General features: G+C 43.4%; 20 protein-coding genes and 2 pseudogenes. 8 read left to right on the top strand and 14 right to left on the bottom strand.

Features of this window, described 5'->3' with window-relative positions:
• The first annotated feature begins 158 nt into the window (after positions 1-158).
• Positions 159-358, top strand: a pseudogene (locus tag V2H77_RS12725) (DUF1240 domain-containing protein).
• Positions 359-688: 330 nt separating this feature from the next.
• On the opposite strand, the pseudogene V2H77_RS23660 reads toward V2H77_RS12725, so the two are convergent.
• From V2H77_RS23660 to V2H77_RS12765, 9 genes and pseudogenes are all read right to left on the bottom strand, one after another.
• Positions 689-793: pseudogene (locus V2H77_RS23660) on the bottom strand (hypothetical protein); the annotation flags it as partial.
• A gap of 361 nt (positions 794-1,154) precedes the next feature.
• Positions 1,155-1,382, bottom strand: coding sequence for a (Na+)-NQR maturation NqrM (nqrM, locus tag V2H77_RS12730; RefSeq protein ID WP_040152259.1), 228 nt, complete (start codon positions 1,380-1,382; stop codon positions 1,155-1,157).
• 13 nt (positions 1,383-1,395) lie between these two features.
• Positions 1,396-2,424 carry an FAD:protein FMN transferase gene (locus V2H77_RS12735; RefSeq protein ID WP_341499089.1) on the bottom strand — a complete coding sequence of 343 codons (1,029 nt, stop codon included), beginning with the start codon at positions 2,422-2,424 and terminating at the stop codon, positions 1,396-1,398.
• An 84-nt stretch (positions 2,425-2,508) separates the two neighbouring features.
• Complete coding sequence (nqrF, locus tag V2H77_RS12740) at positions 2,509-3,735, bottom strand: NADH:ubiquinone reductase (Na(+)-transporting) subunit F (protein WP_341499090.1); 1,227 nt, start codon at positions 3,733-3,735, stop codon at positions 2,509-2,511.
• Between the two features lie 15 nt (positions 3,736-3,750).
• Positions 3,751-4,347 (bottom strand): NADH:ubiquinone reductase (Na(+)-transporting) subunit E, encoded by a 597-nt coding sequence (gene nqrE / locus V2H77_RS12745; RefSeq protein ID WP_011145527.1) that lies wholly within the window; start codon positions 4,345-4,347, stop codon positions 3,751-3,753.
• 8 nt (positions 4,348-4,355) lie between these two features.
• The gene (locus V2H77_RS12750) at positions 4,356-4,985 is read right to left on the bottom strand and encodes an NADH:ubiquinone reductase (Na(+)-transporting) subunit D (protein WP_049583138.1); all 630 of its coding nucleotides are present in this window, start codon (positions 4,983-4,985) and stop codon (positions 4,356-4,358) included.
• Positions 4,978-5,775: a Na(+)-translocating NADH-quinone reductase subunit C gene (locus V2H77_RS12755; RefSeq protein ID WP_341499091.1), complete on the bottom strand. Its 798-nt coding sequence runs from the start codon at positions 5,773-5,775 to the stop codon at positions 4,978-4,980. The genes V2H77_RS12750 and V2H77_RS12755 overlap by 8 nt, the downstream gene beginning before the upstream one ends.
• Positions 5,768-7,006, bottom strand: a complete 1,239-nt coding sequence (locus V2H77_RS12760) for an NADH:ubiquinone reductase (Na(+)-transporting) subunit B (protein WP_341499092.1) — start codon at positions 7,004-7,006, stop codon at positions 5,768-5,770. Before V2H77_RS12760 ends, V2H77_RS12755 begins: the two co-directional genes overlap by 8 nt.
• A 4-nt stretch (positions 7,007-7,010) precedes the next feature.
• The gene (locus V2H77_RS12765; protein ID WP_341499093.1) at positions 7,011-8,354 is read right to left on the bottom strand and encodes a Na(+)-translocating NADH-quinone reductase subunit A; all 1,344 of its coding nucleotides are present in this window, start codon (positions 8,352-8,354) and stop codon (positions 7,011-7,013) included.
• 417 nt (positions 8,355-8,771) lie between these two features.
• Here V2H77_RS12765 and V2H77_RS12770 point away from each other — a divergent pair, with 417 nt between their 5' ends.
• Positions 8,772-9,506, top strand: coding sequence for a murein L,D-transpeptidase family protein (locus tag V2H77_RS12770; protein WP_341499094.1), 735 nt, complete (start codon positions 8,772-8,774; stop codon positions 9,504-9,506).
• Here V2H77_RS12770 and V2H77_RS12775 read toward each other — a convergent pair.
• Complete coding sequence (locus tag V2H77_RS12775; RefSeq protein WP_265379401.1) at positions 9,477-10,244, bottom strand: class II glutamine amidotransferase; 768 nt, start codon at positions 10,242-10,244, stop codon at positions 9,477-9,479. The genes V2H77_RS12770 and V2H77_RS12775 overlap by 30 nt on opposite strands.
• Before the next feature lie 24 nt (positions 10,245-10,268).
• Positions 10,269-10,850, bottom strand: coding sequence for a D-sedoheptulose 7-phosphate isomerase (gene lpcA / locus V2H77_RS12780; protein WP_049583143.1), 582 nt, complete (start codon positions 10,848-10,850; stop codon positions 10,269-10,271).
• 259 nt (positions 10,851-11,109) lie between these two features.
• Here lpcA and fadE point away from each other — a divergent pair, with 259 nt between their 5' ends.
• Positions 11,110-13,545: an acyl-CoA dehydrogenase FadE gene (gene fadE, locus V2H77_RS12785; protein WP_265514317.1), complete on the top strand. Its 2,436-nt coding sequence runs from the start codon at positions 11,110-11,112 to the stop codon at positions 13,543-13,545.
• A 68-nt stretch (positions 13,546-13,613) separates the two neighbouring features.
• On the opposite strand, the gene lysA is transcribed toward fadE, so the two are convergent.
• Positions 13,614-14,900: a diaminopimelate decarboxylase gene (lysA, locus tag V2H77_RS12790; RefSeq protein WP_341499095.1), complete on the bottom strand. Its 1,287-nt coding sequence runs from the start codon at positions 14,898-14,900 to the stop codon at positions 13,614-13,616.
• A gap of 124 nt (positions 14,901-15,024) precedes the next feature.
• Between lysA and V2H77_RS12795 the strand changes: the two genes are divergently transcribed.
• Positions 15,025-15,960, top strand: a complete 936-nt coding sequence (locus V2H77_RS12795) for a LysR family transcriptional regulator (protein ID WP_341499096.1) — start codon at positions 15,025-15,027, stop codon at positions 15,958-15,960.
• Here the strand turns inward: V2H77_RS12795 and V2H77_RS12800 are convergent.
• Positions 15,943-16,857 (bottom strand): LysR family transcriptional regulator, encoded by a 915-nt coding sequence (locus V2H77_RS12800; protein ID WP_341499097.1) that lies wholly within the window; start codon positions 16,855-16,857, stop codon positions 15,943-15,945. The genes V2H77_RS12795 and V2H77_RS12800 overlap by 18 nt on opposite strands.
• 106 nt (positions 16,858-16,963) lie before the next feature.
• Here V2H77_RS12800 and V2H77_RS12805 point away from each other — a divergent pair, with 106 nt between their 5' ends.
• The gene (locus V2H77_RS12805) at positions 16,964-17,848 is read left to right on the top strand and encodes an MBL fold metallo-hydrolase (protein WP_341499098.1); all 885 of its coding nucleotides are present in this window, start codon (positions 16,964-16,966) and stop codon (positions 17,846-17,848) included.
• A gap of 63 nt (positions 17,849-17,911) precedes the next feature.
• Complete coding sequence (locus V2H77_RS12810; protein ID WP_341499099.1) at positions 17,912-18,553, top strand: DsbA family protein; 642 nt, start codon at positions 17,912-17,914, stop codon at positions 18,551-18,553.
• Positions 18,554-18,587: 34 nt separating this feature from the next.
• On the opposite strand, the gene V2H77_RS12815 is transcribed toward V2H77_RS12810, so the two are convergent.
• Positions 18,588-19,262, bottom strand: a complete 675-nt coding sequence (locus tag V2H77_RS12815; protein ID WP_341499100.1) for a prepilin peptidase — start codon at positions 19,260-19,262, stop codon at positions 18,588-18,590.
• 414 nt (positions 19,263-19,676) lie between these two features.
• On the opposite strand from V2H77_RS12815, the gene rsmE reads away from it, so the two are divergent.
• A complete protein-coding gene (rsmE, locus tag V2H77_RS12820; protein WP_341499110.1) occupies positions 19,677-20,408 on the top strand; it encodes a 16S rRNA (uracil(1498)-N(3))-methyltransferase in 732 nt (243 codons plus the stop codon).
• Positions 20,409-20,417: 9 nt separating this feature from the next.
• Complete coding sequence (gshB, locus tag V2H77_RS12825) at positions 20,418-21,368, top strand: glutathione synthase (protein ID WP_341499101.1); 951 nt, start codon at positions 20,418-20,420, stop codon at positions 21,366-21,368.
• Positions 21,369-21,373: the final 5 nt, after the last annotated feature.

The following is a 21,373-nucleotide window of genomic DNA, read 5'->3' on the forward strand; positions in this document are numbered from 1 at the left end:
AGAAAACCATGAAAAAGACAATAGATTACCTGAAAGAACATAAAATGGTATCTTATATCATCATGCTATTTACTCACTGATTTATGAAGATAAAACCATGATAATTAAACTAAAAAAACAGGCGTTTCTCTCCGAAAAAAGGATAAATAAAAAGGTAAATGGTTTCAATACCAACTGACCGTCGCCCAAAATATCACGATAGTTTTATTAACTGCTTTGAGTTTATAGCTATCATTTCATTTGTTTTAAGCTTTCCCCCTATCTTTCTATGTGGATTATAAATTATTATTTGGTATGTAAAAGAATATCCTGGATGTCTCCTAACACCTATGTAAAAGATATTAAGCTATGTGATTAATATTGTTGATTTTAATTTCTTCGTAACTGGGATAACTTTAGCATATATTTTGTAAAAGTATTTTTTAAACTAATTCCTTTGCAGGGAAAACTTCAAGATGAATTCACCTGATATCAAAAAAGGCCAACATGCTGCCTACGCTAAACATATAAAAACACAAAATATATGGTAACTCAACTCATCAGTCTATTATACAAAGGCTTTCTTTAAACGTGCCAATGAGTAGCACCATTACTGGTACTCTGATTCTTTCCCTCATACCGAACATAATATAATGAGCCAGATATTTATAATATTTGGCCCAGATTATTGAGGCTTTTAGGTGAAATCTTATAAACCTCTACCTTCATATAAAGCGACATATTTTCCGCAATAATCTAAATATTTATAACCTTTAAGATACCATCTAACCTCACCCCAATCATATATATTAGCAAAAGTGCCATTACCTTTTTAAATTGGGAATTTAATTTCTTATTTAAAAAAACTCCTCAAGCAATGTGAAGGGCTCCCTGTCGATTAAACCATTTTCAAAAGGCACAATTAAACAATCTGAATTTCACATTTATATGAATTTAGGTTGTGCTCTTTCTTTTGAAACCTTTGGTGATTATATTGACGAAAGGTATACTAGAAAAACCCCCTTCACAATAAACTACTTAATGTGAAGGAGGTTTTATCAAACTATCATCTCTACTTTTTATTTAATTTATCTCAAACTACACGAAATCTCCCTAAAAATTCGCTTTGCTCTCAATGAGTATTCAAGAAGGAGAATTCCGCAGATTTGTTAAACTCAGATAATCCGATGTTTCTCTAATTGAACCTGCCGCGCAGCCTCACGAGCCATACGTCTCTTACGAGCATCACAAGGTTCTGGACAATCACATACTTTCTCCACACCAATACTGCTTAAACCACCACAGCTCCCTTGTATGCTCTTACGTTTAATCATATAGCCCAACGACATTCCCGCAAAAGCCAGCAGGAAAAAGACGAAGGCTGCAATAAATACTTTCAGCACTGTCTTCCCCTTCTCATTGATTTTTCTGTAGGTATGGCTCAAAGGCTTTGCTATAACGCTCTTCAAAACCATTTTTCGTTTTTATAATCATAAAAACCGGGATACTCAGATTTTCTGCCACTTCCATCCCTTTTTCCGGCCCTAAAACATTCAGTCCAGTAGACAGACCATCGGCACTCATACAAGCCGGGGCAATCACCGTAATAGAAACTAAATTATGAGAAATAGGGTTCCCCGTTTTTGGATCAATCGTATGTGAATAGCGCACACCATCTTGTTCAAAGTAATTACGGTAATCGCCCGAAGTCGCTATCGACATATTTCCCGGCATTATCACTTCCTGAGCATTTTGCGCCATGCCGGTGTCAGATGGCTTTTCAATCGCAATCCGCCACGGCAGATCTTTACCATTATTACCTGATGTACGGACTTCACCGCCAATATCAACCATATAATCTCTGATATTCTGCGACTCCAGATATTCAGCAACAACATCTACGCCATAACCTTTAGCGATAGACGATAAATCGATATACAGCTCTGGAACGGTTTTAATCAGGTTATTACCTTCTATCACCAGTTTATCAATCCCAGTCCATTCACGGCGTTTTTCCAGTTCACTTGCAGAAGGTGTTTTCGTCACATGCCCCTCAGGACCAAACCCCCATAAATTAACCAATGGGCCAACCGTCACATCCAACGCGCCATCCGTCAATTTATTAATGTAGATCGCTTCTTTAACTACTTTGGCTGTCGCGGGTGATACCGGGAATGGCCGATCAATTTGGCGACTTTGATTAAAACGACTCAATTCAGAATCAGGGCGATATGTGGACATCTGGTCGTTAACCTCTTCCAGCAAACGATCAATATCTTTTTGCAGAACCTCTGGCGAAGGAGCCGACGAACCCGTGACAAATTTAATGGAATAGTAAGTCCCCATTGTTTGCCCACGAATATTTTTCTGCTCCAGACCATCGCATGCCGCCAGCAGCAGTACTGCAAATATTAACGCTATCCAGCCAGTTATCTTTTTACGCACAGTTAATTACTCTATTCCGAATTGTTAGCGCCCACAAAGTTGTGGGCGCCAGCCAGTCATTAAAATCAAACTATTTATGGCCTATCAGCCACCGAAATCATCCAGCATGATGTTTTCATCCTCGACACCAAGATCTTTCAACATCTTGATAACCGCGGCATTCATGACCGGAGGCCCACACATGTAGAACTCGCAATCTTCAGGAGCCGGATGATCCTTCAAGTAATTCTCATACAGAACATTATGGATAAAGCCGGTGTAACCATCCCAGTTGTCTTCAGGCAATGCATCAGATAGGGCTACATTCCAGGTAAAGTTTTCATTTTCAGCCGCTAGCTGATCAAAATCCTCGGTATAGAACATTTCACGTTTAGAACGGGCACCATACCAGAAGCTAATTTTACGCTTGGAATTCAATCGATTAAGCTGGTCAAAGATATGAGAGCGCATTGGCGCCATACCTGCGCCACCGCCAATGAAGATCATTTCCGCATCAGTATCTTTCGCGAAAAATTCACCGAACGGGCCAGAAATAGTCACTTTATCACCAGGTTTCAGTGACCAAATATAAGAAGACATAATTCCCGGAGGCGCTTCCGAATTTCTTGGCGGCGGCGTCGCAATACGAACGTTAAGCATGATAATACCGTGCTCTTCTGGATAGTTCGCCATTGAGTAAGCACGAACTGTCGGCTCTTTCACCTCAGAAACAAAGCGGAATAAATTAAATTTATCCCAATCCTCACGGTATTCCTCCGGCACATCATAATCCGCGTAACGAGCAGTATGTGGTTGAGCTTCAATCTGAATATAGCCACCAGCACGGAAAGGCACAACTTCCCCATCAGGGATCTTCAATTTCAGCTCTTTAATGAAAGTTGCTTTGTTATCGTTGGAGATAACTTCACATTCCCATTTCTTAACACCGAAGATCTCTTCCGGTAACTTAATTTTCAGGTCCTGTCTTACATTGACCTGACAAGCCAGACGACAGCCCTCTTTCGCTTCACGCTTACTAATGTGAGAAAGTTCTGTTGGCAGAATGTCGCCACCGCCATCTTTAATTTTTACGCGACACTGACCGCAAGAGCCACCGCCACCACAAGCAGAAGAGACAAAAATACCCTGGCTTGACAACATATTGAGTAATTTATCACCGGCAGGAGCGGTAAAACTCTTTTCCGGATCACCATTAACTTCAACCCTAATATCCCCAGTGTTAACTAACTTTGATTTCGCGAACAAAATCAGCGCCGTCAGTACCAACACAATTAGGGTAAACATCACTACGCCTAAAATTATTATATCCATGAACGCTTCTCGCCTTTATAACTGCACACCAGAGAAGGACATAAAACCCAATGCCATCAAACCCGTAGTGACAAAGGTGATCCCCAATCCTTTCAGACCTGCCGGAACATCAGCATATTTCATTTTTTCACGAATAGAAGCCAGCAGAACAATTGCCAACATCCAACCTATGCCTGAACCAAAACCATACACGATGGATTCAGAAAAGTTATAGTCACGCTGCGCCATGAAAGAGACGCCACCAAAAATCGCACAGTTAACGGTAATCAGCGGTAAAAAAATGCCGAGCGCGTTATAGAGTGAAGGGAAATAACGATCAAGGATCATTTCGAGAATCTGCACTAATGCAGCAATCACGCCAATAAACGTAATAAAGTTTAGGAAGCTGAGATCAACTCCTTCAACCAATGCGCCATCACGCAACACCAAGTTATACACCAGGTTATTCGCAGGAACGGAAATCCCTAAAACCACCGTGACGGCAATACCCAAACCAAACGCAGTTGTGACATTTTTCGATACTGCCAAAAAAGTGCACATTCCGAGGAAGAAAGCCAACGCCATATTCTCAATAAAGACGGCGCGGACAAACAGGCTTATAAAATGTTCCATGTTGTCAGTTACTCCTTATCAACCTGCGCCGGTTTCAACGTCCTCAGACCCCAAATCAGCATACCAATAATGAAAAACGCGCTAGGTGCTAGCAAGAACAAACCATTAGGCTGATACCAACCGCCATTTTGTACCGATTCCATCACGGTAATTCCGAACAGTTTGCCGGAACCAAACAACTCGCGCAGGAAACCAACCATGACCAGAATAACGCCGTAACCCAGACCATTACCGATACCATCCATAAAGCTCTCAATAGGTGGAGACTTCATCGCATAGGCTTCCGCTCGCCCCATCACGATACAGTTAGTAATGATAAGGCCAACAAATACAGACAACTGCTTGGAAATTTCATAAGCATAAGCCTGCAAAATCTGATCCACCACGATAACCAGTGATGCAATAATAGCCATCTGGACAATGATTCGCACACTGCCGGGGATGTAATGACGGATCAACGAGATAAAAAAGCTGGAAAAGGCAGTAACCAAGGTTACCGCGATTGTCATTACCAACGCCGTTTCCAGCTTGGTTGTTACCGCCAGCGCTGAGCAAATCCCCAGAACCTGCAATGCAATCGGGTTGTTATCCAAAAGCGGCCCAAGAAGGACTCGTTTTATTTCTTTACTATCAGCCATCTTTCAACGCTCCTTCGCGTACTTTTTTCAGGAACGGACCAAAACCGTTATCCCCTAACCAGAAATTAAACATATTCTGGACACCGGTAGAGGTGAGAGTCGCACCAGACAAGCCATCAACACCATAAGGGTCATCGACAGCAGCGCCGCCACGAACAATTTTGATCGCCGGCTTGCCTTCATCATTATACAGTTTTTTACCTATCCACTTTTTACGCCATTGTGGGTTATCCACTTCTCCCCCCAACCCCGGCGTTTCACCGTGCGAATAATAAGTGATACCACGGGCCGTTTTGCCGTCCACATCAACGGAGATAAAAGCATACATGACAGACCACAGGCCAGAACCATAAACAGGCAGCACGATTTCACGCGTTTTACCCTGCTCATTCTTCACCAGATAGATTTCGGCCATATTGGCGCGACGGCGAATTTTCGCCAAATCCTTTTCAGGCGGTAATGCAATACTCGTATCGTCACTGCGCAACGCATCGTTCAGGTTAAACTTGCCCTGACTGCTTTCAAGCGTTGCAGTATCCAGATTCAATAACTCAGTTTTAATACGGCTTTTGAACGTTTCTTTAACTTCATCGGCACTCATTTGGGGATTGAGTAGTCCAGCAACATCGAGGATATTACGCTGTTTATCCATCAATTTTTGTTCCTGTTGCTGAGATTTCAGCCCTACCGCAGAACCTGCTACAACAATTGAACAAACAAGACATAGCACAAAAACAACGATAAATGTTCTGCCGACGCTGTCATTATTTTTGGGTTTATCATTAGCCACGGGCTTTTCTCCGCTTAATATTGGCTTGCACGACCAGATAATCAAACAATGGCGCAAACAGGTTTGCGAACAGAATCGCCAGCATCATACCTTCTGGATATGCCGGGTTAACCACCCTGATCAGAACACACATCACACCAATCAGAATGCCGTACCACCATTTACCTTTATTAGTAAATGAAGCGGATACCGGATCTGTTGCCATAAAGATCATACCAAAAGCGAAACCACCCAGAACCATATGCCAATACCACGGCATAGCAAACAATGGGTTAGTAGTTGAACCGATAGCATTAAATAGGTAGGAAGTTGCAATCATACCCAACATCACCCCGGCGACAATGCGCCATGAAGCAATACGGGTAAACAGAATAATCGCACCGCCGATGAAAATCATCAACGTAGAGACTTCACCGATGGAACCAGGAAGATTGCCAATGAAAGCATCCATCCAGGTAATAGGTTGACCGGTAACGGTATTCACTAATCCCTGACTACCACCAGCCGCCCATTGGGATAACGGAGTCGCGCCAGAGAAACCATCAACCGCAGTCCATACCAAGTCACCTGAAATTTGCGCAGGATAAGCAAAGAACAAAAAAGCGCGGCCAGCCAGCGCCGGGTTCAGGAAGTTACGGCCTGTGCCACCGAAAACCTCTTTCGCAATTACAACACCGAATGTAATGCCTAGCGCCGCCTGCCACAGAGGAATAGTGGGTGGAACAATCAACGCAAACAAAATAGAAGTAACAAAAAACCCTTCGTTAATTTCATGTTTACGGATAATGGCAAACAGTACTTCCCAGAAGCCGCCAACCACAAATACCACGATGTAAATAGGTAAAAAGTAAGTTGCGCCAAGCAACATTTCGCTACACCAGCTAGCGCCTGGCGTCAGTGACGCGCCGAAAAACTGAGCAACACGGTAGTGCCAGTCAGATGCCAGAACTTGTTGTAATTCTGCGCCACTGTATAAATGGTATAACGCAGGGATCGCCTGCTGACCAACGTTATACATTCCCCAGAACATTGCCGGAAATACCGCCAGCCATACCATGATCATCATACGCTTTAGATCGATAGCATCACGGACATGGGCACGGCCGGAAGTGACTGTACCTGGTGTATAGAAAATCGTCGTTACCGCTTCATACAGCGGATAATATTTTTCTAATTTGCCCTCGGGCTCAAAATGGCGCTCAATTTTTTCAAAATAGTTTTTCAGGCCCATGAAATCATCCTTCCTGCTCAATCTTAGTCAGCACTTCACGCAGTACCGGACCATATTCATATTTGCCAGGACAGACATAGGTACAAAGCGCCAAGTCTTCCTCATCTAACTCCAGACAACCTAGCGCCTGAGCGCTATCGGTATCACCCACCAGCAGATCCCGCAACAAATGCGTTGCCATGATATCCAAAGGCATAACACGCTCATAGTTGCCGATTGGCACCATAGAACGTTCACCGCCATTCATTGCCGTTGAAAAAGCAAAACGCTTATTTTTCAGGAAATGACCAATGGTGGTGCGGGTAATGGAAAATTTATCGATACCCGGCATGATCCAACCAAATAGCTCTTTTTCGCGGCCTTCACACAAAACAGAGACCAAAGTGTGGAAACGACCAAGATAGTGATGAACTTCATCCGACTGAGTACCGCACAATACGGAACCTGAAATAATACGGTTTTCACCCTCTTTAAGCTGCTCCTGAGTTAACTCAAGCAAATCAGCCCCTAAGCAGGTGCGTATAAGACGTGGTTTCTCAACCTGCGGGCCTGCCAGTGCAATGACACGATCGGTATAAAGTGTGCCGGTAGTGAATAATTTGCCGATAGCAATCACATCCTGATATCCCAAGTGCCATACCGTTTTCGTCGCACTGACGGGTTCAATGAAATGAATGTGAGTTCCAGCTAATCCCGCAGGGTGCGGACCAAAAAATTGATTATAAGTGATTCGCGCATTATTACCGACATTCGGCAAGCTTCCTGCACTATGGCAAACATGGACTTTACCTTCGGTCAGTTTAGTCAGCACATTCAGGCCATCAACAAAAGCCTCTTCCTCGGCAGCAATAATAACCTGTGGATTTGCAGCCAAAGGCTGAGTATCCATAGCGGTCACAAAAATTGCTTTTGGCGAGGAGCCGGGAGCAGGACTTCGGCTGTAAGGGCGGGTACGTAGCGCAGTCCATAACCCGGAATCGATCAGATTCTTTTCCACTTGTTCTCGGGATAACTGAGCAAGTTGGGAACGATCATAACGGTCAAAATCAACCTGTTCGTCTCCCATTATCTCAATCACAATTGACTGCAAAATACGTTGTTCACCACGATTAATCGCCATAACCTGCCCACAGGCAGGACTGGTGAAAACCACACCTGGATTCTTTTTATCTTCAAAAAGAATCTGGCCTTTCTTAACATGCTCACCTTCTTTAACCAACATAGAAGGACGCATTCCAACATACTCTTCACCCAACAGTGCTACATGGCGAATCGTCGGACCGTCTTCTATTACTTGAGCAGGCGCTCCTGCAATCGGGAGGTCGAGTCCTTTTTTAATTTTAATCATAAGATTTGCACAAGTTTATCAATTAAATCATATGCTACAGATTACCTGGTGGTAACATAGCCACTCTATAAAAAACCCCTTAAGTCACGAATCGTGCTCAGGTTATAATTCTCCGATAATTGTTACGATTTTCTTTAATCTCCGGGCGGTAATTTTAACATCTCCCTTCTTGGACTGTCTGACTAATCAAGTGATTTAGTTCAAGCAAACAGGAATAATTTTGGCGCTGAACCATTAACAGTTCGCAAAAAACGAATTATTATATCACCTTTACCGACAATCGATTATATTTTAACCTAACAATCATTTTGTAGGACAAAGTTATCATCGTCATTTTTTATTCACAAAGTCGATGACTCATGGCAATCTTAAGCTAAATTTTTAGTCAGTCCGCTACATCGCTATTATGGTAGTCACATGAAAAAAACCGCGGCTTTGCCTGCAATAATATTGTTGCTATTAAGTTCATTCACTCCTATCTATGCTCAGGATACTTTCGTTCAATTGACGCAAAATTCTCCTGCACAAACCGGCTCTCCTGTCTTTATCCAAATATTCAAAGAAGAGCGGATACTGGAGCTTTATACTAAAAATAGTCATGGAAGCTACCAACTGTCTAAAAGCTACCCCATCTGTAATTACTCTGGCGGCCTTGGTCCCAAAACCACAGAAGGCGACCTGAAAAGCCCTGAAGGCTTCTATCGTGTAAAAAATAATCAACTCAATCCAAATAGTCGGTATTACCGATCTATTAATCTGGGATTTCCAAATGAATACGATAAATTCAGAGGCTATTCCGGCAATTATTTAATGATCCACGGAGAGTGTAAATCTGTCGGTTGCTACGCTATGACTAATGGTTACATGGATGAGATCTACTATTATGTAGAAAATGCATTATTGCGCGGGCAATACGAAATTAATATCAGTATTTATCCATTCAGAATGACACCACAGAATATGTTACGCCACCGTTCATCCTCCCATTATATGTTTTGGCTACAATTACAACCGGCCTATGAGTATTTTGCAAAAAATCATCGGCCGGCCACGATCAACGTCATTAATGGTCAATATGTAGTTAATGCTACACCTAACAAATCGCCACTTTTGCAGCATCAATCACAATACGCGTTCACCAAGATGAAATAGCGCATAACAACCCGGCTCAATACGATGCCAAGCTTCATTGCCAGTTAACGGTTGGGTCACAATAACAGAAACAACATCATCCGGTTGTGTATGCTGTTGAAAATCAATTTCAACATCCTGATCCAGAAGTTTTGCTTTTCCAAACGGCGCCCGACGGGTAATCCAATAGAGGTTGGTTGAGCAATATGCCATCACAAAACGCCCATCTGACAGCAACATATTGAATACGCCTTTTTTGCTGAGTTCGTCTGCCAGTGAGGCGATAAAACGAAAAACCTGAGGCCAGTTGGAAGGGGTTCTTGGATATTTTTGCGCAAGTTGATGCAAAATCCAGCAAAAAGCATGTTCACTATCCGTTTGCCCAACGGGACGATACTGACCAGTTTCAAGCTGCCGATAGCCTCGAAGCTGCCCATTATGGGCATAAGTCCAGTTACGTCCCCACATTTCGCGGATGAAAGGATGAGTATTTTCCAACGCAACATTACCGCGGTTAGCCTGCCGGATATGAGAAACCACTACTCTGGATTTAATTGGATACTCTTGTACGAAGCGAGCAACGGGCGAATTGTAACTTGGTTGATGATCTTTAAATGTGCGACAGCCCCGCCCCTCATAAAATGTGATCCCCCAACCATCCTTATGGGGCCCGGTATGACCACCCCGTTGAATCAGACCACCTAAACTAAAGCAGATATCTGTTGGCACATTTGCACTCATGCCAAGTAATTCACACATTGCTCACCTCTGTAGCCTATAAAATCAGGCTTTAACCATCTCTTTTTCGATAAGTTGAATCAGGATATGAATAACTTTGATATGAATTTCCTGAATACGATCTGCATAACCAAAATGCGGGACACGGATTTCCACATCAGCGGTTCCTGCCATTTTACCGCCATCCTTGCCTGTCAGAGTAATAACTTTCATGCCTTTTAAGCGGGCAGCTTCAACTGCTTTAATAATATTACCGGAATTACCGGAAGTAGAGAGACCCAATAATACATCTCCCTCTTTCCCAACGGCTTCCACATAACGAGAAAAAACAAATTCATACCCGAAATCATTACTGACGCAGGAAAGGTGACTGACATCAGAAATCGCAATCGCTGGATAGCCAGGGCGATTTTCGCGGTAACGGCCTGTCAATTCTTCTGCAAAATGCATTGCATCACAATGCGACCCCCCATTACCGCAGGACAGTACCTTGCCGCCCGCTTTAAATGAATCAGCCAGTAATACTGCTGCTTTTTGAATTGCTTCAATATTTGCATCGTCACTTAAAAACTTTGCCAGCGTATCCGCGGCTTCGTTCAATTCACTACGGATCAGGTCTTGATACATAGGCTCCTCACTTCGGTCAGGTAATCTTTAATGTTGTGCCGGATGGCAGTTTACCGGATCAAGAGAATTGAAAGAAGACAACATCTCGTTTCTGGAGAATTAATCCGCTGCCGATCACCTTGAGTTTGTGAGCTACATTGTAATTAAGATGTAAAGATATTGCTAAAAACAATTTCCTGGTCTAAAAAGAGAAGAACACCACAACAGGTCCGACCTCTGATGACTTACCTGACCCTGAGATTAACCAGGAGCTTTTATTATGACCACATTGAGTATTATTCTATTCTTAGTATTGATTGGGATACTTTGCTATCACAAAGTCAATCTCAGTCTCAGCAGCCTACTGCTCCTTGTCTATACCGTCTTGATGGGCGCTATTGATGCATGGAGCTACTGGATGTTGTTACCAATGGCCATTATTCTGTTCCCACTGAATTTTGCGCCAATGCGCCACTCCTTACTTACCGTTCCGGCCCTAAAAGCCTTCCGTAAAGTAATGCCAAGTCTATCTCGCACGGAAAAAGAAGCTCTTGATGCAGGTACTACCTGGTGGGAAGGCGAACTGTTCCGCGGTAAACCCGACTGGAAAAAATTGCATGACTATCCAAAGCCTCAGTTAACCGCTGAAGAACAAGCATTTCTGGATGGTCCGGTAGAAGAAGCTTGCCGTATGACCAATGATTTCCAGATAAGCCATGAACTTGCTGATTTACCACCTGAGTTATGGCGTTACCTGAAAGAGCACCGTTTCTTTGCCATGATCATTAAAAAAGAGTATGGCGGCCTGGAATTCTCAGCCTATGCACAAGCACGAGTGCTGCAAAAATTGGCGGGGACATCCGGCATTCTGGCAATCACCGTAGGTGTACCTAACTCTCTCGGCCCTGGTGAACTATTACAGCATTATGGCACCGAAGAGCAGAAGAACCGCTATCTACCTGGGCTTGCCCGTGGCGAAGAGATCCCATGTTTCGCATTGACCAGCCCGGAAGCTGGCTCTGATGCCGGATCAATCCCAGATACAGGCGTAGTCTGTATGGGAGAATGGCAAGGTGAGCAAATTCTGGGTATGCGCCTGACCTGGAACAAACGCTATATCACACTTGCACCTATCGCTACCGTACTCGGTCTGGCTTTCAAACTGTCTGACCCTGACCGTTTATTAGGCGATAAAGAAGAATTGGGTATTACCTGTGCGTTGATTCCAACCAATGTACCGGGAGTAGAAATTGGTCACCGTCATTTCCCACTGAACGTTCCGTTCCAGAATGGCCCAACTCGCGGTAAAGATATCTTTGTCCCCATCGACTATATCATTGGCGGGCCCAAAATGGCCGGACAAGGCTGGCGTATGCTGGTTGAGTGTCTGTCTGTCGGCCGTGGCATCACTCTGCCGTCAAATGCAACCGGCGGTTTGAAAAGTGTTGCGATGGCGATTGGCGCATACTCTTATATCCGCCGCCAATTCAAAATGCCAATCGGTAAAATGGAAGGAATTGAAGAACCACTGGCACGCATTGCCGGTAACGCCTATTTGATGGATGCCGCTGCAACGCTTGCAACAACCGGTATTATGCTAGGTGAAAAACCCTCTGTGTTATCCGCTATCGTGAAATATCACTGTACTCACCGGGGCCAACGCTCAATTATTGACGCAATGGACATTGCCGGTGGTAAAGGTATTTGCCTTGGTCCATCCAACTTCCTTGCTCGCGCTTATCAAGGCGCGCCTATCGCCATTACCGTTGAAGGCGCCAATATTCTGACCCGCAACATGATTATCTACGGTCAGGGAGCTATCCGCTGCCATCCTTATGTACTTGATGAAATGGCTGCGGCGGAAAATAACCGTATTAAAGACTTTGATAAGGCACTGTTTAGCCACCTTGGTCACGTTGCCAGTAACATGTTACGCAGCTTCTGGCTCGGCTTAACCAATGGCCGCACCAGCAGCACGCCGGTCAATGATGCAACACGCCGTTACTATCAGCAATTAAACCGCCAGAGCGCCAACCTTGCGCTATTATCAGATGTAGCAATGGGTGTATTAGGCGGTAGCCTGAAACGCCGTGAACGTGTCTCTGCCCGTCTTGGCGATGTTCTGAGTCAAACTTATCTGGCTTCCGCGACGTTGAAACGCTATGAAGATGAAGGTCGTCAAAAAGAAGATTTACCGCTAGTTCAGTGGGCCGTTCAAGATAGCTTATATCAGGCAGAACAGGCGATAGATAATTTACTGAGTAACTTCCCGAATCGTCTGGTTGCCGGTCTGATGCGTGTTATCGTCTTCCCGCTAGGGCGTGTACATTCAGCGCCATCTGACCGTCTGGATCACAAACTGGCCCAGATTTTACAACAACCTTCAGCTACCCGCGATCGCATTGGCCGAGGTCAATATCTGACACCAAGCGAACACAATCCTCACGGATTATTGGAAGAAGCGCTGCACGACATTATTGCCGCAGAACCGATTCATGCCCGTTTGAGTCGCGAAGCAGGTAAACGCCTTGGCTTTACTCGCCTGGATAAACTGGCAGAACGCGCACTCGCAGAACGTAAGATCACGCCAGACGAAGCCGCAATTCTAAAACGTGCTGAAGCAAGCCGTCTACGTTCTATTAATGTCGATGAGTTTGAACCAGAAGCACTGGCTGTTCCTGCTCACATTGAAAAGCGGAGAACAGAAGCCGCTTGAAATTAATGATTTAAAGAGAGTTCTAAATTAATCACGGGGCGATATCTTAACAAATATCGCCCCGTATTTTATGACGTAGACATAGAAGCAAAGGATACTTCTTCCAATGCTAACAACTCTTCAATTGTTTGACGGCGACGAATTAATTGGGGGTGACCATTAACAAACAACACTTCAGAGATCAACGGACGACTATTGTAATTGGAGGACATCGACGCACCATAGGCACCAGTGTCATGAAAAACTAAATAGTCGCCAACTTGCACAGGAGGCAACGCTCTTGGCGCTACCCCCCCGCCCTCAACCTGCGTAAAAATATCACCGGATTCACATAACGGCCCCGCAACTAATGTTTCCCGCAATGGCAATCGCTCAATCTCACGTCCATCAGCAGGCAAAACTGAGATATGGTGATAACTGCCATACATTACTGGACGCATTAAGTCATTGAACCCCGCATCCACTAGAACATAATTACGGTTCCCCATCTGCTTAACCGCCCGAACTTCTGTCATCAGAACGCCAGATTCTGCTACCAAAAAACGCCCCGGTTCAATTTCTAGCTCAATTTTATGACCTAAATGCTGCTCAATTCTTTTACGAGCATCATCCCACAACCCAAAATAATGAGCGATATTGATTCGCTCATCTCCCTGATGATAAGGAGTCGATAAACCCCCGCCGGCTGAAATTGCCTGAATATCTTCGCCACAAAGAATAACCTGTTCAACCATCGCATTGCACACACTGGCAAGGTGATGATAATCGACACCAGAACCGATATGCATATGTAAACCAAGCAATTTCAATCCATAGTAGCGGATTTTCTCAATTGCCTGTGGAACATCCTGATACCAAATACCATGTTTACTGTTTTCCCCTCCCGTATTCGTCTTCTGGCTATGACCATGACCAAACCCAGGATTAATCCGCAACCATACCGGATGCCCTTGTTTACATTGACCAATCTGTTCCAACATATCGATAGAACCCGCATTAACCGGAATATCCAATTCGGTTACTCTTTGCAACGTCGGCCCATCGATTAAATCAGCAGTGAAAACAATGTCTGCTATTTCTTGCCCTGGACAAAATCCAGCCCGCAAAGCACGCTCAATTTCCCCTAGCGAAACGGCATCAACTTTCACACCATACTCACGCATCAAGCGCAAAATATGAGTATTAGAACAAGCCTTCTGAGCAAACCTAATTACATCAAATTGATATAATGATTTGATTTTTTGAATAATTGTTTCACTATCGTAAACCCATAATGGAGTACCATATGTCTCTGGTAGGAGACTCAAATTCTCTGGTATCAAATTAGGACAATTATTGCGGGTAAAAGCGCTCATCAGGGTTCCTCTCACAAAGTCGACAAATAACCCATTATTGGCAGTAAAAAGCAGGAATAAAAATATCCATTTCGTTATAGTCTATTCATCTGTGATATAGCATTATCATTTGAAGGAACAATTTATGTCTTCTTGTTCATGGCGCCATATTGAAATCTTCCATGCGGTAATGACGACAAAAAACCTGACAGAAGCGGCTATTTTATTACAAACATCACAACCAACAGTCAGTCGTGAATTAGCACGATTCGAGCATCTAATAAAATTCAAACTATTTGACCGAGTAAAAGGCCGCCTGCATCCGACAGCACAAGGACTGCGCCTTTTTGAAGAAGTCCAGCGCTCTTATTATGGACTCGAAAGAATAATGAATGCGGCTGACAATATACGTAAATTTCAACATGCTCAGCTTTCCATCGCCTGCCTGCCGGTATTTTCTCAATCACTATTACCGAAAGTTTGCCGCCGCTTCACCCGTCAATACCCCGATACTAACTTAACAATCATCCCTCAGGAATCACCGCTACTGGAAGAGTGGCTCTCCGCTCAACGCCATGATCTAGGTCTAACAGAACATTTGCAGACACCACCCGGTACGCAGAGAGAAACACTGATCACACTGAATGAAATTTGCGTATTACCCGCCGCTCATCCTCTCAGTCATAAACCGTTATTGACTCCCGAAGATTTCAGCGAACAAAATTTTATTAGCCTTTCGATAACGGATAGCTATCGTCAACTCATTGATGGAATATTCGCAGAACACCGTATTCGCCGCCGCATGATTATGGAAACTCACAGTGCGGCGTCAGTATGTGCAATGGTGCGCGAAGGCATTGGTGTCTCTATTGTCAATCCACTGACGGTACTCGATTATCTGGATAGCCACAGTAAATCTGAAATATGCGCCCGCCCATTCAGCCTTAATATTCCTTTTACTGTCAGCCTGATAAAGCCCATTCACCGCCCTTCTTCCGCCCCAGTCGATACTTTTATTGAACACTTAAAAGCACAAATTGCCCGGTTTCCTCAGAAACTAAAGTCAGCTTTTCAGCATTAGCGCTTGCCAGTACGGAGAAGAAGCAAACCATTGCACCAGAAAATCCAGGAATGCCCTCAGCGTTGCTGGCATATTTTGACGGCTGGCATAAATACCATAAATTCCCATAGCTTGGGGTTGATATTCCGGCAACAACTGAATCAATTTTCCCGACGCTAAATACGAAGCAACAGAATAATAGGGTTGCATAGCGATTCCCGCGCCTTGCAATGTTGCTTCCATTAACACCATAGACTCATTGGCGCTCAAAGTGCCACTAACAGGAACAGAATATTTTTCTCCTCGACGTTCAAATAACCAAAGACTTTTGCCAAAAAAATTATAAGTCATACAGTTATGCAGGGCTAAATCAGCAGGCTTTTGTGGGAGCATTTTTTCCATCAGATAGGAAGGAGCGGCACAGATCACAGAATGACATGTCGATAACGGTCTGGCGATCAAATTCGGTTCCAGATTATTCGTGATGCGCAACGCTAAATCTATCCGTTCTTCGACCAAATTTATTGCCTTGTTGCTCATTTGCATATCAATGGCTATTTGAGGATAAAGCTGCATAAATTCAGGAATCGCCACAGACAATGCGCTCACCGCCAGAGATTGAGAACTGCTTATTCGCAGAAGGCCGCTCAGCTCCTGCGCTTCTACTGGTTGATGAACCGGAATCTCTTCCGCCAATTGCAATAACTTACGACTGCTCTGATAGACGATCTCTCCTGCCGATGTCAGGCTGATCTTTCTCGTTGTACGATGTAACAGACGCACTCCCGCCCATTTTTCCATCTCAGCCAGATAACGAGATACCATTGCCCGCGACATATCTAACCGTTCCGATGCGGCAATCATGCTGCCTTGTTCTACAATTATAGAGAACACTTGCGCAGCAGTGACTCTATCCATCAATTAGCTCGATTTATGCAACAAATAATTGCCAATTATGCGGTTTTTTCATCGAAAAACGCAACTTATTATGAACCTTGCTACACACAACATCAGGAATTCAATCATGACTCGCAAAACAACATTAAATATTGCGCTGACAGGTATCCTTTCCTTGGGTACCATTTCTCTGGCACAAGCCGCTAACCTAAAACTGGATGTTTTCAATCCAGGTGAAAGAAGCCTATTTCCCGTCTCTTCTGAGCTCATCATCGGTGATAGAGAAGTTGTACTGATCGATGCTCAGTTCCAAAAAAATGACGCTGAAGCACTGGCCAGAAGAATTAAATATACCGGCAGAAAACTGACGACTATCTATATCAGTCAGTCTGATCCTGATTTCTATTTTGGCCTTGATACACTGACCAAAGCGTTCCCTAACGCAAAAGTCATTGCATCACCAGAAACCATTAAAGAAATCAAAAAGACCAAAGATGGCAAACTGGCTTATTGGGGAGGTGTTCTGAAAGAAAAGGCCCCCAAAAAAGTTATCGTGCCGCAACCACTGGAAGGTAACACTTTTACAGTTGACGGTGAAAAGTTAATCGTCGAAGGTCTTGATGGCCCTGCGGCTGACCGCACTTTCGTTTGGATACCTAAGCTAAAAGCGGTAGTCGGAGGCGTCACTGTTTCAAGCAACATTCATGTCTGGATGGCAGATACACAATCTAAAGCATCCCGTAAAAATTGGATGCAGACATTAGATCGTATAAAAGATCTGAAACCGACAACTGTGGTTCCGGGACATTTCATTGGTAACACACCAATGACGTTGGAATCCGTTCATTTCACGCAAGAATACCTGACTATTTTTGAGAAAGAGCTGGCAAAAGCGAAAGATTCAAAAGCGCTAATAGCCGCAATGGAAAAGCACTATCCAAAACTTGGAGACAAATCCAGTCTTGAATTAAGTGCTAAGGTGCTGAAAGGCGAAATGAAGTGGCCCCAGTAAATAAATTAACTCTTTTTTAGGAATGAGTATTTTTAGGAACAAGTATTTTTAGGAATAAGTAATATGCCCGGAATGACTCTGCATTATATCTATGATCCACTATGTGGCTGGTGTTATGGCGTTTCCTCTCTGATACAAGCAGCAAAAGAGGTCGCAAATGTAAAAATTGAATTGCATGGCGGCGGAATGCTGACAGGTGATAACAGACGCCAAATAGACAGCACATGGCGTGATTATGTTCTTAGTCAGGATAAACGGATCGCAAGCCTTACCGGGCAAACTTTCAGTGAGCAATATGTCGCACTGTTAAATGATAAGTCACTGATTATGGATTCATTGCCGCCAATATCAGCCATTCTTGCAGCAGAAAAACTGGCTAGTAAAGGTGTCGACATGTTACTGGCAGTACAAAAAGCGCATTATGTTCGTGGATTAAAAATCAGCAAAACTGAAACATTATTGAATTTAGCAAATGAATTACAGCTTAATTCAGTACTCTTTCAGCAAGAGCTTACACTGAATAATGAATCAGAAAGTCTCCAACACATTAGGAAAAGCCGTGAACTATTGGCAGCAGTTGGCGGCTCAGGCTTCCCTACGTTTATTTTGGAAAATAACAGAAACGAGCTATCTATTATTTCTCTTGATAAATACCTGGGACAACCCAAACGTTGGCAAGATGCGTTGATTCACGATCAGTTTTAATACCACAATTTTAACTACTGGCGCCCATACATTTTCAGCTATCGGGCGCCATCCACGACAACCCATCCACTCCCAATAAATGCATATAGATCATGATGGCCGCAGAAATGGCTATATATGGGCCAAAAGCAACAGACTCTTGGTAATTTTTTCGTATTCTCCACATCCAAAAGTACCCAATCAAACCAAACAGTGAGGACAAAAACATTAATAAAGGAATGGCGCCAATCCCCAACCAAGCACTAACCGCAGCCATTAACTTAAAATCACCATAGCCTAACCCTTTTTTATGACAAATTATTCTGAATAACCAATAGAGCGACCATAAAATTAAATAACCCGCAATCGCACCTGTCACAGCTTGTTCGATAGGCACAAAAGTTTGATTCAAATTCAGTAATAACCCTAACCATAAAAGTGAATAATTTATTATATCTGGCAATAATTTAATTTTTATATCAATAAAAGATAATATAATTAGCGTCCAAACAAATATCAAAGCAACATATAAATTAAAATTCCATGGAAAATAAATCATAAAGAAAGCCGTTATAAACAGCGTCACTAATTCAACCTGAAAATAACTAAAAACCATTTCTTTATATCCATAAATAACCTTAATAAATGCAGATGTCACTTTATTCAAAGTTATTCCTGACACTATTCCAACCAAAATAGCTAAAACAATAATCTTAATATTAAAATTCATTTAATAAAACACCTCCGAATTAATTATATAATTAATATTTTAATTAAGTAATAAAACAAATATTCATTATGTTTTTGGCATAAAAAGATAATAATAAACACCTCTACTTTAAAACAACAAAATAAATATAAAACAGTCAAATTAAATATAAATCTGCGAGCAGACTCGCAACATTTATTCAGAGATAACAATCTGCATCGAGATAGCTTGATAATTGGATTAATCCTCCCTTATCATATCTTTCATTATTTATTGCTTTATGTATATACCCAATGGATTTCAAGATGCATCGCGACGGCAAGGGAGCGAATCCCCGGGAGCATAGATAACTATGCGACCGGGGTGAGCGAGTGCAGCCAACAAAGAGGCAACTTGAAAGATGACGGGTATACCCCGCAGGAAGGAAAGAAAAACATGCGCATACCCCGCATATATCACCCGGAATTACTCTCATCGAATACTGAAATTTATCTGAGTGATGAGGCGGCTAACCATGTTGGGCGGGTACTCAGAATGAGTCATGGTCAACAGTTGCAACTGTTTGACGGCAGCAATCAAATCTTCAACGCTCAGATTACCGAAGCTAGCAAAAAATCTATCAAAGTACATATCAGCAATAGCGAACTTGCCGATAATGAATCACCACTTCATCTCCATTTAGGGCAAGTCATATCCCGCGGTGAGAAAATGGAGTTCACCATTCAAAAATCTGTAGAACTAGGGGTAAATGTTATTACGCCTTTAATTTCTGAACGTTGCGGTGTAAAGCTGGATGGAGAACGGCTGGCTAAAAAACTTCAACAGTGGCAGAAAATTGCTATTGCTGCCTGCGAGCAATGCTGCCGCAACCGTATACCTGAAATTCGCCCAGTGATGCAACTCGAACACTGGTGTGCGGAAGATGATGGCAGTTTAAAATTAAATCTACATCCACGAGCCAGCCAAAGCATCAATACCCTGCCTTTACCTGTAGAAAAAGTCCGTTTACTGATTGGCCCGGAAGGAGGATTATCGATAGATGAAATTGCTATGACAACTAATTACCAATTTACTGATATCCTGTTAGGACCACGGGTACTGAGAACAGAAACGACAGCGCTCACCGCAATTACTGCATTACAAGTGCGTTTCGGCGATTTGGGTTAAGGAGAAAGAATGATCAAAATCGGCATCGTGATGGACCCCATTTCATCCATCAACATCAAGAAAGACACCAGTTTTGCCATGCTATTGGAAGCACAACGCCGCGGCTGGGAACTCCATTATATGGAGATGAGCGATCTCTATCTGCACCAAGGGGAAGCCCGCGCACGTACCCGCTTATTGCAGGTAGAAAACAGCCCACAGCAATGGTATCAGTTCGATGGAGAACAAGATCTGACACTGGAAACATTGGATGTCATCCTGATGCGTAAAGATCCTCCATTTGATACTGAATACATTTACGCCACTTATATTTTGGAGCGCGCAGAAGAGAAAGGCGCTCTTATTGTCAATAAACCGCAAAGCCTGCGCGATTGTAACGAAAAACTATTCACAGCCTGGTTCCCTGATTTAACACCAGATACATTAGTGACTCGCAACGCTGCTCACTTACGTGAATTCCACCAGAAACATGGCGATGTCATCTTTAAACCACTAGATGGTATGGGCGGCGCATCAATATTCCGTCTGAAAAAAGATGACCCAAACGTTGGGGTTATTATTGAAACCTTGACGGAACATGGCAGTCGCTTCTGCATGGCGCAAAATTTCTTACCGGCCATCAACGAAGGCGATAAACGGGTATTAATTGTCGATGGCGAACCCGTTCCTTATTGCCTGGCTCGCATCCCTGCCCAAGGTGAAACCCGAGGTAATCTTGCTGCGGGCGGCCGTGGTGAAGCTCGCCCGCTTTCAGAAAGTGACTGGGCTATCGCCAAAGCTGTTGCTCCGACTTTAAAAGAAAAAGGGTTAATTTTTGTCGGCCTGGACATCATTGGTGACAAACTGACTGAAATTAATGTCACCAGCCCAACCTGTGCACGCGAGATAGAAGCCGCTTTCCCTGATATTTCAATCATTGGCATGTTAATGAATGCGATTGAACAACGGTTAGAGAAATAAAAAAT

Origin of the sequence: Photorhabdus sp. P32, from assembly GCF_038085095.1 — a bacterium.
GTDB classification, from domain to species: Bacteria; Pseudomonadota; Gammaproteobacteria; order Enterobacterales; family Enterobacteriaceae; genus Photorhabdus; species Photorhabdus luminescens.